Annotated in this window: 12 protein-coding genes; 8 read left to right on the forward strand and 4 right to left on the reverse strand. The window is 66.3% G+C overall.

Going from position 1 to position 14,365, the window contains the following annotated elements; genetic code table 11:
* The first annotated feature begins 3 nt into the window (after nt 1-3).
* Nucleotides 4-990 carry a ribose-phosphate diphosphokinase gene (locus J2S53_RS11690; protein ID WP_092923291.1) on the forward strand — a complete coding sequence of 329 codons (987 nt, stop codon included), beginning with the start codon at nt 4-6 and terminating at the stop codon, nt 988-990.
* A gap of 107 nt (nt 991-1,097) precedes the next feature.
* Here the strand turns inward: J2S53_RS11690 and J2S53_RS11695 are convergent, their stop codons facing one another.
* Nucleotides 1,098-2,369, reverse strand: coding sequence for an Nramp family divalent metal transporter (locus J2S53_RS11695; protein WP_456240990.1), 1,272 nt, complete (start codon nt 2,367-2,369; stop codon nt 1,098-1,100).
* Nucleotides 2,370-2,697: 328 nt separating this feature from the next.
* Between J2S53_RS11695 and J2S53_RS11700 the strand changes: the two genes are divergently transcribed.
* Both J2S53_RS11700 and pth read left to right on the forward strand, forming a co-directional pair.
* Nucleotides 2,698-3,327, forward strand: a complete 630-nt coding sequence (locus tag J2S53_RS11700) for a 50S ribosomal protein L25/general stress protein Ctc (RefSeq protein WP_456240991.1) — start codon at nt 2,698-2,700, stop codon at nt 3,325-3,327.
* A 153-nt stretch (nt 3,328-3,480) separates the two neighbouring features.
* Nucleotides 3,481-4,071: an aminoacyl-tRNA hydrolase gene (gene pth, locus J2S53_RS11705; protein WP_456240992.1), complete on the forward strand. Its 591-nt coding sequence runs from the start codon at nt 3,481-3,483 to the stop codon at nt 4,069-4,071.
* Nucleotides 4,072-4,234: 163 nt separating this feature from the next.
* On the opposite strand, the gene J2S53_RS11710 is transcribed toward pth, so the two are convergent.
* Entirely contained in the window at nt 4,235-4,714 is a 480-nt protein-coding gene (locus J2S53_RS11710) for an SH3 domain-containing protein (RefSeq protein WP_456240993.1), read from the reverse strand.
* A 651-nt stretch (nt 4,715-5,365) separates the two neighbouring features.
* Between J2S53_RS11710 and J2S53_RS11715 the strand changes: the two genes are divergently transcribed.
* From J2S53_RS11715 to J2S53_RS11735, 5 genes are all read left to right on the forward strand, one after another.
* Nucleotides 5,366-7,714 carry a glycoside hydrolase domain-containing protein gene (locus J2S53_RS11715; RefSeq protein ID WP_456240994.1) on the forward strand — a complete coding sequence of 783 codons (2,349 nt, stop codon included), beginning with the start codon at nt 5,366-5,368 and terminating at the stop codon, nt 7,712-7,714.
* A gap of 32 nt (nt 7,715-7,746) precedes the next feature.
* Nucleotides 7,747-8,202, forward strand: coding sequence for a hypothetical protein (locus J2S53_RS11720; protein ID WP_456240995.1), 456 nt, complete (start codon nt 7,747-7,749; stop codon nt 8,200-8,202).
* Between the two features lie 55 nt (nt 8,203-8,257).
* Nucleotides 8,258-8,902 carry a hypothetical protein gene (locus J2S53_RS11725; RefSeq protein ID WP_456240996.1) on the forward strand — a complete coding sequence of 215 codons (645 nt, stop codon included), beginning with the start codon at nt 8,258-8,260 and terminating at the stop codon, nt 8,900-8,902.
* A 374-nt stretch (nt 8,903-9,276) separates the two neighbouring features.
* Nucleotides 9,277-9,858, forward strand: coding sequence for a hypothetical protein (locus tag J2S53_RS11730; protein WP_456240997.1), 582 nt, complete (start codon nt 9,277-9,279; stop codon nt 9,856-9,858).
* A gap of 196 nt (nt 9,859-10,054) precedes the next feature.
* A complete protein-coding gene (locus tag J2S53_RS11735) occupies nt 10,055-10,498 on the forward strand; it encodes a hypothetical protein (protein ID WP_456240998.1) in 444 nt (147 codons plus the stop codon).
* 85 nt (nt 10,499-10,583) lie between these two features.
* On the opposite strand, the gene J2S53_RS11740 is transcribed toward J2S53_RS11735, so the two are convergent.
* Together J2S53_RS11740 and J2S53_RS11745 are read right to left on the reverse strand one after the other, a co-directional pair.
* The gene (locus J2S53_RS11740; protein ID WP_456240999.1) at nt 10,584-12,248 is read right to left on the reverse strand and encodes a fatty acyl-AMP ligase; all 1,665 of its coding nucleotides are present in this window, start codon (nt 12,246-12,248) and stop codon (nt 10,584-10,586) included.
* Nucleotides 12,249-12,442: 194 nt separating this feature from the next.
* Complete coding sequence (locus J2S53_RS11745; protein WP_456241000.1) at nt 12,443-14,257, reverse strand: ABC-F family ATP-binding cassette domain-containing protein; 1,815 nt, start codon at nt 14,255-14,257, stop codon at nt 12,443-12,445.
* Nucleotides 14,258-14,365: the final 108 nt, after the last annotated feature.

Genomic DNA, 14,365 nt, shown 5'->3' on the forward strand with positions numbered 1-14,365 from the left:
ACGATGACCGTGAGTGCGATGTCCGCGACTCCGAAGAAAAGCCTCAAACTCTTTTCCGGCCGCAGTCATCCGGAATTGGCCGAGGAGGTCGCCAAGCATCTGGACGTCACGGTCACACCGCAGGCGGCCTACGAGTTCGCCAACGGCGAGATATTCGTCCGCTACGACGAGTCGGTACGCGGTTGCGACGCGTTCGTGATCCAGTCGCACAGCAGCCCCATCAACGAGGCCGTGATGGAGCAGCTGGTCATGGTGGACGCGCTCAAGCGCGGTAGTGCCAAGCGCATCACGGTGGTTCTGCCGTTCTACGGTTACGCCAGGCAGGACAAGAAGCACAAGGGCCGCGAGCCCATCTCGGCACGGTTGATGGCCGATCTGTTCAAGACCGCCGGTGCCGACCGCATCCTGACCGTGGACCTGCACACCGACCAGATCCAGGGCTTCTTCGACGGCCCGGTGGACCACCTGCTGGCCCAGACCGTGCTCTCCGACTACGTCAGGGACGCCTACTCCGAGGAACGGATCACGGTCGTCTCACCGGACTCCGGACGGGTGCGCGTTGCCGAGAAGTGGGCGGACAACCTGGGTGGTACGCCGTTGGCCTTCATCCACAAGACCCGCGACCCCACCAAGCCCAACGAGGTGGTGGCCAACCGCGTGGTGGGCGACGTGGAGAACCGGCTGTGCGTGCTGGTCGACGACATGATCGACACCGGCGGGACGATCGTGAAGGCCACCGAACAGCTGCTGGAGGCCGGCGCCAAGGACGTGATCATCGCCGCGACGCACGGCGTGCTGTCCGGCCCGGCCGTGGAACGGCTCTCCAACAGCGGAGCCAAGCAGGTGGTACTGACCAACACCCTGCCGATCCCCGAGGAGAAGCGGTTCGAGAAGCTCACGGTGCTCTCGATCGCTCCGCTGATCGCCAAGGCGGTGCACCAGGTGTTCGAGGACGGCTCGGTGACCGGACTATTCAACGGCCAGGCCTGAGCGGCCACCCCCTGCACGGCCACCCCCTAGCGGCCGGGGGGCGCGGCGATTTCGCGAGAAATTGACGCGCCCCGAGCACGGTGGACAACCGAGTCGACAAGGTGCTGTCAGGAGACGTAGCCGATCAGCTTGTCCAAGGCCAGCACGACGAACAGCACCAGGCACAGTGCCAACACCGTGTTGGACAACCACCGCGAGCGGTGGGCGGCGGGCATCCGCCCCGAGTTCAGCAGCACCAGCAGCGTCCCGGCCAGGAACGGCATGAACAGCGCGCCCAGCACCCCGTAGGCGATGGTGAGCTGGAACGGCTTGTCCAGGAACAACAACGACATCGGGGGCACGGTCAACCACAGCACGTACCCGCGGAACGGCCAACTGCGCATCCCCACCGTGCTCCCGGGGTCCGAACCGGTTTCCTCGCGTGACCACCAAGTACGCCACCAGTCGGCGAACAGCAGGCTCACCCCGTTCCACACGCCCAGCAGGGATGTGAACGTCACTGCCAGGAATCCGACCAGGAACGGCAGCCGCGCCCACTGCCCGTAATCCGCGGCCAGTCGCTGCCCGAGTTCGAGCAGGCCGCGGTCACCGTCGGCCATGCCCTGCCCCAGCAGCAGTTCGGATCCCACGATCAGCATCGCCACCACGAAGATGCCGGTGGTGATGTAGCCGACCGCGTTGTCGGTGCGCATGAACGGGATCCAACGCGGGGTCCGCCACCCCTTCGCCATGGTCCAGTAGCCGTAGGCGGCCATCGTGATCGTGCCGCCGACACCTCCCATCAGGCCCAGCACATAGGCCAGTGACCCCTCCGGTAGCCGGGGCACGATCCCGCCGCCGAGCGCGACGAGATTCGGTCCGACCAGCACCGCGGTTCCCACCACGGCCACGAACATGACGCCGACCAGGATCGTCATCAGCCGTTCCAGCAGCCGGTACCGGCCCAGCCAAACCAGCACCAGGCCGACCACGCCGCAGATCATCCCCCAGTAGCGCACGGACAGCGCCGGGAACAGCGCGTTCAGCGGCAGGCCGGTGGCCGACATGGCGGTAGCGCCGTAGACGAAGCCCCACAGCACGATGTAGACGCCGAAGAATCCGGTGGCCCAGCGTCCGAGCGAGCGCCAACCGGCGAGAATGGTGCTGCCGGAGCCGAGGTGCCAGCGTCCCACCGCCTCGCCGATCCCCATCTTGAAAACGGTGCCGAGCAGGATCGCCCAGAACAGCGCGTACCCGAAGCGTGATCCCGCCACCAGTGTGGCGACCAGGTCACCCGCGCCGACGCCGGTGGCGGCTGCCATGATGCCCGGCCCGACGCGCCGGAGCCTGCTGCGCCAGTCCGTGCTCGTTGGCTCACTCGCGGTGGTCTCGGCAGTCATGCGAGCCAACCTAGTATCGCGCGGCCGGACGGGAAAGACGTTAACAGCGAGACCTGTTCGAATCCGCCCCGGTACTTCGCCCCGGCCGGTTAACCAGCCGGAACGGTCGCCGCATACAATGGCCTGGTTGCCTCGGCGAGGTCGGGTTCCAGAACTCGGCGTTATCGGCGTGGCGGCTGGTGGTCACCGGTGGCACACCGGTGCACCGCTCCGGCTCCCAGGGTTTCGGCAGAGCGTTCGGCGACCCGACCGCCAGACCAGTCGCGCGTCGCGCCGCCGCAGGACAGCGACTGATGCACACCATCCCTGAGCCAAGGAGTACGTCACCGTGTCCGAAGTACGTCTCGCAGCGGAACAGCGCAACGAGTTCGGCAAGGGAGCCGCCCGCAGGTACCGCCGGGCGGGCAAGATCCCCGCGGTGCTCTACGGCCACGGTTCCGACCCGAAGCACCTCTCGCTGCCTACCGTGGATTTCGCCCGCGTGGTCCGTGAGAACGGCCGCAACGCCGTGCTGACCCTCGATGTGACGGGTGAGAAGAGCGAGCTCGCCCTGTGCAAGGAGATCACCACTCACCCGACCAAGAACTACATCGAGCACGTGGACCTGCTGCTGGTCAAGCGCGGCGAGAAGGTCACCGTCAACGTGCCGGTCGTGGTCACCGGTGAGGCCGCTCCCGGAACCCTGGTCGCCCAGGACGCGAACGAGATCCAGCTCGAGGTCGAGGCCACCCACATCCCGGAGCAGCTGGAGATCTCGATCCAGGGCGTCGAGGCCGGCACCCAGTTCCACGCCCCGGACGTGACCCTGCCGCGCGGCGCCACGCTGCAGAGCGGCGAGGACGTCCTGGTCGTGAACATCTCCGAGGCCCCGACCGAGGCCGAGATGGAGTCGGAGATCGACACCAGCGGTGCCGGGGTCGTCGAGGAGGCTTCCGAAGAGGAGACCGCGAACGAGTGATCGCCTTTTGGTGACGCTTCGTCGGCTCGGGCTTCGCAGCCGTTCTCGACGGGCGCGTCGAGGCGTGACAAAGTTCCACCGGAACAACGGGTGTGGCCGCACGGATCGACTCGGGTGGCCACACCCTCCGGTATCGGCTGATCCGAGGACGTCGTGAGTACACGGGACAGTGAAGACGCGGACCGGCTCGCACTGATCGTCGGGCTGGGGAATCCGGGACCGCGCTACGCGGGCAACCGACACAACGTGGGATTCCTGGTGACCGACGAACTGGCCGAACGCGTCGGTGGCAAGTTCAAACGGCACAAGTCCGGGGCCGACATCGCCGAGGGCAGACTGGACGGTACCCGTGTCGCGCTGGCCAAGTCCCGCTCGCTGATGAACCTGTCCGGCGGCCCCGTGGCGGGAGCCGCCCGGTTCTACAAGGTCGCTCCGGAGTCGGTGATCGTGATCCACGACGAGCTGGACCTGGCATACGGCACCGTCCGACTGAAGCGGGGCGGCGGCGAGAACGGCCACAACGGGCTCCGCTCCATCAGCAAGTCGCTCGGCACTCGCGACTACCTGCGGGTGCGGTTCGGGGTGGACCGCCCGCCGGGGCGGATGGATCCGGCCGACTACGTGCTGCGTGACTTCTCGCGCACCGAGCGATCCGAACTCGGGTTCTTCGTCGATCGCTGCGCCGACGCGGTGTCGACACTGGCGGCCAAGGGCCTGGAGGCCGCGCAGAACGAGTTCCACTGACGGAGTTTCGGGCCAGTCGTTCCCCGGACCCTTCGATCCGGATGCCCGACCGTGACAGCACGAGTCGCGCTGTCACGACAGTCCCTTGACCGGATGCCCTGGGAGCGGGAAACCGGTGGGCCGAACCGACCACACGGCCAGGCTGCCGGGCGGGGGTTCAGGCCTAGCACTGAGGAATACCAGGAGCTGGATCAGGTCCAGTGTTCAGGTAGTACCCGGTGACGAAACCGGAGTGACCGTCGAAGGAAGACACCCAGGTTATGTAGTACCAGATGTTGTCGCCCTTGATCGACTCCCCGAAGCTCCAGCAGTCTATGGCCATCGACTTGCCCTCGGGAGCACGGGAAAGCGCGGTATAGGACGTGGCGGGCCCCGTCCGGACGTTCAGGGCACGCAGATTGTCCGCGCACAAGCCGGTCTCCCCCCGATCCCCACACGGATAGGGCTCGGCCGCCGCAGTCCCCGCGCTCACGGAAAACGAGAAAACGGCGACGAAAACCAGACTGAGCACCGGGAAGACGAAACGCCGGAAAAGCCTACTCGACACGCCGTTTACGATTTTCTTGCCACTCATCAATAAACCCCAAAAAGACAAAAACAGGTTCGCACCAAACGAAGTCACATGAGACGCCAACAGCGCCACACGTCACTTCTAGAGCACCGCACGGGCGCCACCGTACAAGATCGACACGTCAGAAGACTTCGAACACCCCCAGGTAAATTTCCTCAATCTCGACGCCGTCGAAACATCCTGCATCACGGACAATTCCGCGGCAACACCGTGTGACGTACACCTCACCAGTGAGTCGTCCGGACCTTCGAACCAAAGACCCAACAGGATGAATTTTTCACAGTTTTCCCAGCTCAGAGCCAACCCGGAAACGGAAGCGACAACACCGTTACACTACGTGCCGAGCACCGAGGGAACCTTTCATGATGGATTCGTCCACCCTGCCCGACACGGCTTCAGCACCCTACATCCCAGCTCTGCGCACCGAAAAACCGTCAGCAACTTCGCCCTCCCAGATATTACAACCAGCCGACAAAGTCAATACGCCAGAAGGACACAACACACGAGAATCCTGATTCACTCAGGGGTAGCACTAAATCGCCATCATGACTATGCTCCACGAAGTTCTCATAAGAAGTCACGGTGAGAGGAACCGGGGAAACGAAACCTCCCCTTCTCGCTGTCACCCGTTGACAACCGCAGGAAACACCGCGGGGCGTCACCCTTTTAGACCGCCCGCATTCCTGCGCGTCTAAACCCGATCGAAGAGGTGATCCGAACCACATGGACGAAAAGGTTCTCAAAGCCCAGCAATGGGTGAACACCACCTACGGCAACGTGGCCGGATACCAGAAATGCGACGAGGACGGCCGCACCGGGTGGAGCACCATGTGGTCCCTCACGATGGGGCTGCAGCACGAACTGGGCATCTCGCCGGTGGTCGCCAACTTCGGCCCCGGCACCCTCGAGGGGGTGCGGGAACTCGGTGACATCGGGTTCGGCTGGGACGCCAATCCCAACATCGTGCGGATCATCCAGCACGCCCTGTTCTGCAAGGGCTACTGGGGCGCGAACAGCTACGGCGGTTACGGAACCGTGACCACCGAGGCCGTCAAGGAGATGCGGGGCAACATGGGCCTGCCGGAGGGCGGGACGGGAACCTCCGGCGGCCAGGTCACCCCGAAGATCTTCAAGGCGTTGCTGACGATGGACTCCTACATCATCCTCGGCGGCGGCAGGCAGGAGGTGCGGGAGATCCAGCGCTGGTTGAACGGCCGGTACTGGACGAGGCCGAACTACTTCATCGGCCCGTGTGAGGGTCATTTCTCGCGCGACGTGCAGCAGGCGTTGATGAAGGCCCTGCAGTACGAGATGAACGTTCCCGGCCCGAACGGGAACTTCGGCCCCGGCACCGAGGAGGGGCTCAGGCGGAACCCGCAGTCCCTCGGTTCCTCCGGTCCGATCACCCAGCTGTTCCACGCCGCGTGCATCTTCAACGAACCGGTGCCCGGTGCACCGGCCGGCGTGGGGTTCCGGGACAACTACACCTCCGCGACAGCCACGTTCGTCAGGGAGTTCCAGGAATTCTCCGCGCTCCCCGTCACCGGAGACGGCGATTTCACGACCTGGGCGCAGCTGCTGGTGTCCACGGGTGATCCCGACCGCCCGGCCGACTCGTGTGACACGCGGTTCACCATCACCGCTTCCCGCGCCCGGGCGTTGTACGAGGCCGGCTACCGCGCTGTGGGCCGCTACCTCGCCGAGCCCCCGAGCAGCGACCTGGACAAGGAGATCAAGGACGGGGAGTTGCAGAATATCTTCGACGCGGGCCTTCGGTGCTTCCCAATCTGGCAGTACAACGCTCGCGATCTGGAGGACTTCAACTACTCCTCCGGGTACCAGCACGGTCTGCAAGCCCACGATCGGGGAGAGCACTACGGGTTCAACTGGGGAACCGTGATCTACTTCGCCGTCGACTACGACGCCACGGATCCGGAGATCACCTCGAACATCATCCCCTACTTCCAGGGAGTGCAGGGCGCCCTCAACAGCCAGGGGAGCAGATTCATCCCCGGCGTGTACGGCTCGCGGAACGTGTGCGCCCGAGCCAGCTCCGAGGCGTACGTGTCGCACTCCTTCGTGTCCGGCATGTCCTGGGGCTTCTCCGGCAACCTCGGTTTCCCGCTGCCGCTGAACTGGGCGTTCAACCAGATCAAGGAGTTCGAGTTCCACAACGGCGACGACGTCTTCGACCTCGACCGAGTGGTTCATCGACCGGGCAAGGACTTCGGGGCCGACTCGATCAACCGCGACACCACTCCGGTGGACGACTTCCTCGCCTACCTGGAACAGGTCCACGAGCTGGCGCGGTCCTACGACTCGTCCCGCGCCTCCAAGCTCACGCTGGAGTGGATGCGCTATCCCAAGTACAACGACTGGAAGTGGCGCGCTAACTTCGAGCTCGTAGACGAAGGTTTCGTCGCGAAGTGCCGTGATGCCGGTCTGCGGACTTCCAAGCACCACAACTACCAGGATCCCTCCGCCGGGGTGACGATCCACGTGGATCACCTGTGCGCCACGGCGAACGCCTACCTCCTGGAAGGCGCCGGTAGCCGCGCCGGGATCGAACTCGGTGACCTGGGTGGTTGGTGCGGTGATCTGATCACCTTCTACGGCGAGTGGGTCCGGGACGAGGACGAGAACAAGGACGGCCACAAGTACGCCATGGACCGGCTGGCGAAGTCGAACGTGCGGACGACGTTCATGCTGAACGACCTGGTCGAGGACGTCGACGGCTACCACATCGGCTTGGCGGTCAAGGCGGGCGCGAACGTGGTGACCGAGTTCCGGAACCTGCTCAGCGGTGGTGGGCACCAGTCCCGTTTCGGCAGGTTCTTCTCCGACCGGTACGGCAGTACGACGGACGTCGTGAACGGGGCCGTGGCATGCTTGACCGGCGCGCCCGCCGACCCCGTCGACGCCACGAAGTACGCGGCCTCCCGCAAGGGGCTGATCATCAAGCAGAACGGCACGTTCGTCGATCCGCTGTCGATCACCCAGTCCGATCTGCGTGCGTTCTGCCAGGGCTACGCCGACACGCTCAACTCACTGCGCGGCCTGGAAGGAAACTGAGCCGTGCGTCGATCAAGGAGTAATCGCTGAGCATGGAGGACTTCGCGATCGAGTTCACCACGCTGCTGCTGTTCGCCACGCCGCTGCTGATTCTCGTCAAAATTCTGCAGATGCTGTTGACGCAGCGGCTACCACTTTTAGCACGCGGCTCCGGGTGGGGGATGTTCGAGCTCGTGACCTGGCTGTTAGTGGCCGCTCTGGACTCCCACAATCTCGCGCTGTGGTCTGGTATCGCCAATCAGCCGGAAGACGTGTGCGAAACGAACCCGTGGAAACTGAGCTCCGATGTCTACATCGAGAGCAGTTCCCTCTTCGACTACCCGGTCACAACACACTGCGTGTGGCCCGACGGGCACACCATGAGCCTGGTGCCCTGGCAACTCAACGCCGCGACCCTGCTGTTTTTCACAACGGCGGTCGCGGTCACCGCCTACGCCGCCTTGCGCGCCCATCGGCGCCGGAGAGCACGGCAGCACACCACGCCGTAGACGCGATCCCTCGCCCGAAGCCACGTACCCGTCCGCGAGATCAAAGGACAGCAGGATGACAAGCATCGACCGACGACACTTCTTCGCCCTGGGCGGCATGGCACTCGGCGCCGCCTCACTCACCTCCCTGCCCGCCACCGCACTCGCTTCCCCGGCCACGTCGACGTGGCGGCGGCGGAAGAGCGTCAACGGCTGGTCGGTTCTCGGCGGGAACGAGGCCGAACGGTTCCCTGTGGAGGGCAGCAACCTGTCCGTGGAACTGGCCCCCGCAGCGGCACCGGTGTTGCTGTACGTGGCACGGCGGTTCGTCTACGACATCGAGTCCCAGCTGCAACCCGGGGAGATCACCGGGCACACCACGGACACCCGCGTCCGGGCTCCCTACGAGTCGACGTACCTGTCGGGCAGCGGTATCACGATCCGTCCGCTGTTCTACCCCGTAGGAGCGGAAAGCGGGTTCTTCGAGGAGCAGCGGATCGTGATCCGCGACATCCTCGCCGACTGCGAAGGGCTCGTGGCCTGGGGCGGCGACCTGGATCCGGTCAAGGAGTCCCACTTCCACATCACCACACCACCCACCAGTGGCCGTTACCGCGCTCTCGCGGCCAAGATCGGCGGCTGGGACGACGAACCGGGCAAGGGGGCGGGCAGCATCAACGCCTTCGCCCCGCGGCGACTCGCACGAGCGCGGCCCAACTGACGACTCGGAAAAAGCCGATGTGCCATCGCCCCACCCCGGCCGAACCTTTCCGGACGAGCCGGGGTGCAGGTGATTCCGCAGAAGCACCGAACAGAAAACCTTCGGACTGCGCCATTTTGATCCTACGTGTATTCACCAGTGGTCGGATTGAGTGACCGTATTCCTCGATAGTGGACCACTGTTTGCGGGAGCATCACGCCCTCACCAAGGTATCGGTTGTCACAGGCACCGTTCGGACTCGAATGTGAGGACAAATCGTGTTGTGGAATCGTCGTGTGTTTCGCCGCGCCGTCATCGGCGTGACCGGGGTGGTCGCCCTGACCGTCACACCGGCCGTACCGGCGGCACTGGCCACGCCCCCGGCGACCTCGCAGGTGGAGAAGTCGAGCTCGACGAAAGGTATCGAGAAGCTTGCCTTCACCTCATCCGGCATGGAGCTCAAGCTGGGTGACGGGAACTTCGTGATTCCGCTGACGGGCTCGGTGATCATGGAAGGCGAGCCCCCGGTGACACCGGGACGGACCACTTCCGTCGATATCAGAAACCTGAAAGCACACTCGGTTTCCCCCGAAGACGCATCTCCCCGGCAGAACTCCTCGGCCCAGCAGGGCCTCGGAGAGGTCCGCATCGAACAGAGCACCGACGCGAGCAGTTCACTGACCATGATCCGGCAATTCCCACCGAGGTTCGTGCAGCCCCTGATCACCGGCTTGGACATCTCGATCGAGAACCCGCCCGAAAGCCTGCGGGAGCGGGTGACTCCTCGCGGAACACGGCAAGAACCTCTTGTCCTGACCACGAAGAACCCGGTCGAACTCGTCGGCCGGCTCGAGAGCTTCCCGCCCAGGGGCGCGAAGTACGAACCGCGGGAACCTGTCGAGCTCGTTCCGGAGGACGACTCGAGTACAACGATAGGCCGTATTCTCGACCTCCCCGCGACGGTCGATGTTCTCTGACCCTCACATCGCACGGTGGCCCGATCTCCTGCCGTACCGTGGAGATCGGGCCGACGTGCGTATCGGGACCTCCCGGAGTCGATCCGCCCGGGACGAGGTTTCCGTAGCGTGCGACCGGGCCGTCCCGGATTCCGACTCGCACCTCGGTTCGGAAGACCGATGAACCGGTGCGTCGATCAAGGAGCGACGTCCAACCGTGGAAGACCTCGCGAGCGAGCTCGCCACACTGCTGCTGGTCGGCACTCCTTGGCTGGTCCTCGGCAAGTTCCTGCACTGGCTCACGACGGGACGAATCTCGCTCGCGCGACGCGGATCCAGCGGGGTGAGGGTCGAGCTCGTGGGCTGGCTGCTGCTGGCGACGCTGGACGCCCACACCGCCGCGCTGTGGTCCGGCATCGCCAATCAGCCGGAAGACGTGTGCGAAACGAACCCGTGGAAACTGAGCTCCGATGTCTACATCGAGAGCAGTTCCCTCTTCGACTACCCGGTCACAACACACTGCGTGTGGCCCGACGGGCACACCATGAGCCTGGTGCCCTGGCAACTCAACGCCGCGACCCTGCTGCTTTTCACAACGGCGGTCGCGGTCGTCGTGCACACCGCCGTCCGCGCCCACCGCCACCGAAGCACACGACGGTAGACCGTGCGGTAGACGCGAGTCGCGCTCCGTCCGAGTGGGACTCGACCGATCGGCCCCGCCTGCCGGGCGGGCACCACCGAGAGGGTCAGGACAGCAGCTCGGCACCGGCGCCGCGCCGGAGCTTGCCGGAGGGTGTCTTGGGCAGCGAACCCGGTGCGACCACGAGCACCGTGGAAGGACGCGCCCCCACCTCGCCGAATATCTTCGCGGCGACTTCCTTGCGCAGTCGGCGTTCCTCGGTCTCGTCGCCCGCGGAACGGGACTCCACGATCACCGCGAAGTGCTCGCGTCGCGTATCGGCGTCCCTGCGCACGGCAGCGGCGTTTCCGGCACGCACACCCGGGACCGCGCAGGCGGCCCGCTCGATGTCGGCGGGGTGCACGTTGCGACCGCCGAGCACGATCACTTCCTTGCGGCGCCCGCACACCACCAGCTGCCCGTCCACCAGATACCCCTCGTCACCGGTGTCCAGCCACCCGTCCTCGTCGGTGGCCGCTACCGGCCCGTGCACCGTCAGGTACCCGGGTGTCACGGCGGCACCACGGATCAGCAGACCACCCACGCTGCGCTCCGGCAGCGGCGAACCGGACTCGTCGACCACCACGACCTCCATCCCGGGAAGCGGGGGGCCGAGTTTCGCGAACCCGCGTACCCCGGACGTTTCCGTCTCGGTGGGAACGGCCCGCCGACGCGACCGGAGCTCCTCCGGGTCCACGGTGTCCACGCTCATACCGGCGTTGGCGGGCGCGAACGAGACGGCCAGGGTCGCCTCAGCCATGCCGAAGGCGCACACGACGCTTTCCGGCCGCAGTCCGAATCCGGCTCCCGCGGCGAGGAACCGCTCCACCGTGTCGGGATCCACCGGCTCGGCACCGTTGAGGGCGAACCGCAGCGTGGACAGGTCGAACTCACCCTGCTCGGCTCGTTCCATGCCACGTGCCGCGATGGCGTAGGCGAAGTTCGGCGCGGCGGTGACGGTTCCGCCGTACCGCCCGATCAGGTCCGGCCACAGCGAGGGCCGCGCCAGGAAGTCGGCCGGGGTGACCTTCACCAGCCGCATGCCCAGGGCCATCGGCACGGCCAGACAACCGACCATGCCCATGTCGTGGAACAGCGGCAGCCACGAGACCGCCACGTCGTGCTCGGGGGACAACCGTGCGGCGGCCGTGATCGCGCGGGTGTTGTGGTGGAGATTGCCGTGCGTGATCCGCACCGCCTTGGGCTCGGCCGAGGAGCCGCTGGTCAATTGCAGCAGCGCGAGGTCGTCCTCGCCGGTGGGAACCTCCTCGGTCGGCGCGGTGTCCGCCCCCGAGAGCTCGTCCAGTTCGCGGAACCTGATGCCCTGCTCGGCCAACACCGGGGCGAACTCGCGGAACGGCTCGCCGAGCAGCACCAGCCTGGCGTCGATCATCCGGGTGACGCGCAGTGTGTCGGCGGCCCAGACCTCGAGATCGGTGCGCGGCGTGGGCTGGTGCAGCATCGTCACCGAAGCACCCGCCAGCCAGGCCGCCTGCACCGCGGGAACCACGAAGTCCGGTCTCGCGGCGAGGACCGCCACCGCGTCACCACGGCGCACCGGCGGGAACTCCGCGGCGGAACGCAGCGCGGCCGACATCCGCAACGCGGACTCGCGTACCTGCCACCAGCTCCGGCAGCGGGGCGCGTCCGGCTCACCGGTGACCAGGCCGCGAGTGCCGGGACCGTGATCCGCGGCGGCCGCGGCGGCCACCATTTCCGTGAAGTGGCTCACAATTCCAGTCTACTTCGCGTCGGAACGGATCTCGTTACCTCCGTCGGTGGATCGCGCTGCGAAACACCGTCCATCCCCGCTGCCGCTGCCCATCCCCGCTACCGCCGCGAGGTGGGCGTCGATTTCTCGCGAAATCGACGGACCGACACCGTCCTCGCGGTGTCGATTTCTCGCGAAATCGACGGGCCCGGGGCTCACTCCAGGCTGTCGGCCAGCTCCATCCAGCGGGACTCGATGTCGTCCTTCTGCTCCCGCAGCTCCCGCAGCTGCGAATTCAGCTGCTGCAACCGCTCCGGTTCGGTGGCGGCCTCGGCGAGCTGGCTGTGCAGCTCCTCCTCGCGCCCGGAGAGCTTGTCGAGCTGGCGCTCCAGCCGGGAGAGCTCCTTGCGCGCGGCGCGGTCCTCCGCACCGGACAGCCCGTTCGACTTGGCCTTCCCGCCCTGCGCGGCCCCCGTGGATCCGCCGGAGTCCCGCTGCTGCTTGCCGAGCGCCTGGTCCCCGCCCTCCAGCAGCGAGCGTCGCCTGTTCAGGTACTCGTCGATCCCACCCGGCAGGTGGGTGATGTTGCCGTCGCCGAACAGCGCGACCACGTTGTCACAGACCCGTTCCACGAGGTAACGATCGTGCGAGACCACCACGAGGGTGCCGGGCCAGCCGTCCAGCAGGTCCTCCAGCTGCTGCAGGGTGTCGATGTCGAGATCGTTGGTGGGCTCATCGAGCACGAGCACGTTGGGCTCGTCCATCAACAGCCTCGCCAGCTGCAACCTGCGGCGCTCACCGCCGGAGAGGTCCTCGACCCTGGTCCACTGCCTGCCCTTGCCGAAGCCGAACCGCTCGCCCAGCTGGGAGGCGGTCAGTTCGTACTTGCCGAGCGTGACCTGTTTGGCGACGTCCTCGATGGCCTCCAGCACGCGCCACTTACCGGGCAGGTCGTGCAGCTCCTGGGTGAGGTGGGCCAGCCGGACCGTCTTGCCCTCGACCCGCTTGCCACCGTCCGGTTCCCGCTCCCCTGCCAGCAACCGCAGCAGCGTCGTCTTGCCGGAACCGTTCACCCCGACCAGACCGATCCGATCGCCCGGTCCGAGTCGCCAGGTCACGTTGTCCAGCAGCTTGCGCTCGGCGACCCGGAGGTCGACGTCCTCCAGCTCGACGACCGTGTTTCCCAACCGGCGCTTGGCGAACGAGACGAGCTCCACGGTGTCCCTGGGCTCGGGGACGTCGGAGATCAGGGCCTCGGCCGCCTCCACCCGGAACTTGGGCTTGGAGGTCCGGGCCTTGGCACCGCGTTGCAGCCAGGCGAGTTCCTTGCGCGCCAGGTTGCGGCGCTTCTCCTCGGTCTGCTGCGCAATCCTGGCCCGCTCGGCCCTGGCGTAGACCCAGTCGGCGTAACCGCCCTCGTACTGCTCCACCCGGCCGTCCACGACCTCCCAGGTGCGGTTGCACACCTCGTCGAGGAACCAGCGGTCGTGGGTGACGATCACCAGTGCGCAACGCCGCGACAACAGGTGATCGGCCAGCCAGCGCACCCCTTCGACGTCGAGGTGGTTGGTCGGCTCGTCCAGCACGAGCAGGTCGAGCTCGCGCACCAGTGCGGCGGCCAGCGCGACCCGGCGGCGCTCCCCACCGGAGAACTCGGCGACCCTGTTGTCCAGGCCGAGCCCGGTGATGCCGAGCCCGTTGAGCACGGAGCGCACCTTGGGATCGGCGGCCCACTCGTGCTCGGCGGTGAAGCCCTGCGGGTCCAGCACCGCGTTGCGCACCGTCGCGTCGGCGGGCAGCTCGGTGCGCTGCGTCACGACCGCGCTGCGCAGGTCGCGGGTGTGGTTGACCCGCCCGGCGTCGGGTTCTTCGATGCCGGTCAGTATCTCCAGCAGGGTCGTCTTGCCACCGCCGTTGAGTCCGACGACCCCGATGCGGTCGGTCTCGGTCACGCCGAGCGAGACTCCGTCCAGCAGCGGCCGGACCCCGTGGCTCTTCTCGACCGATTCCAGGTTGATCAGGTTGGCCATCGAGTGTTGGTCACTCCGTCGACTTCGAGTATGCGCGGAACAGGCCGCGGACGTTGCGGGTCCGGACCATCGATTTCATTGCGCGGGCGGGTCGGTTCTCGGTTGGAT

The organism is Actinopolyspora lacussalsi, from assembly GCA_030803735.1.
GTDB lineage: Bacteria > Actinomycetota > Actinomycetes > Mycobacteriales > Pseudonocardiaceae > Actinopolyspora > Actinopolyspora lacussalsi.

Coding starts and splice junctions, on each gene's coding strand:
- J2S53_RS11690 (WP_092923291.1), top strand. CDS start 4: ATGACCGTGAGTGCGATGTCCGCGACTCCGAAGAAAAGCCTCAAACTC.
- J2S53_RS11715 (WP_456240994.1), top strand. CDS start 5,366: ATGGACGAAAAGGTTCTCAAAGCCCAGCAATGGGTGAACACCACCTAC.
- J2S53_RS11745 (WP_456241000.1), bottom strand. CDS start 14,257: ATGGCCAACCTGATCAACCTGGAATCGGTCGAGAAGAGCCACGGGGTC.
- J2S53_RS11695 (WP_456240990.1), bottom strand. CDS start 2,369: ATGACTGCCGAGACCACCGCGAGTGAGCCAACGAGCACGGACTGGCGC.
- J2S53_RS11720 (WP_456240995.1), top strand. CDS start 7,747: ATGGAGGACTTCGCGATCGAGTTCACCACGCTGCTGCTGTTCGCCACG.
- J2S53_RS11725 (WP_456240996.1), top strand. CDS start 8,258: ATGACAAGCATCGACCGACGACACTTCTTCGCCCTGGGCGGCATGGCA.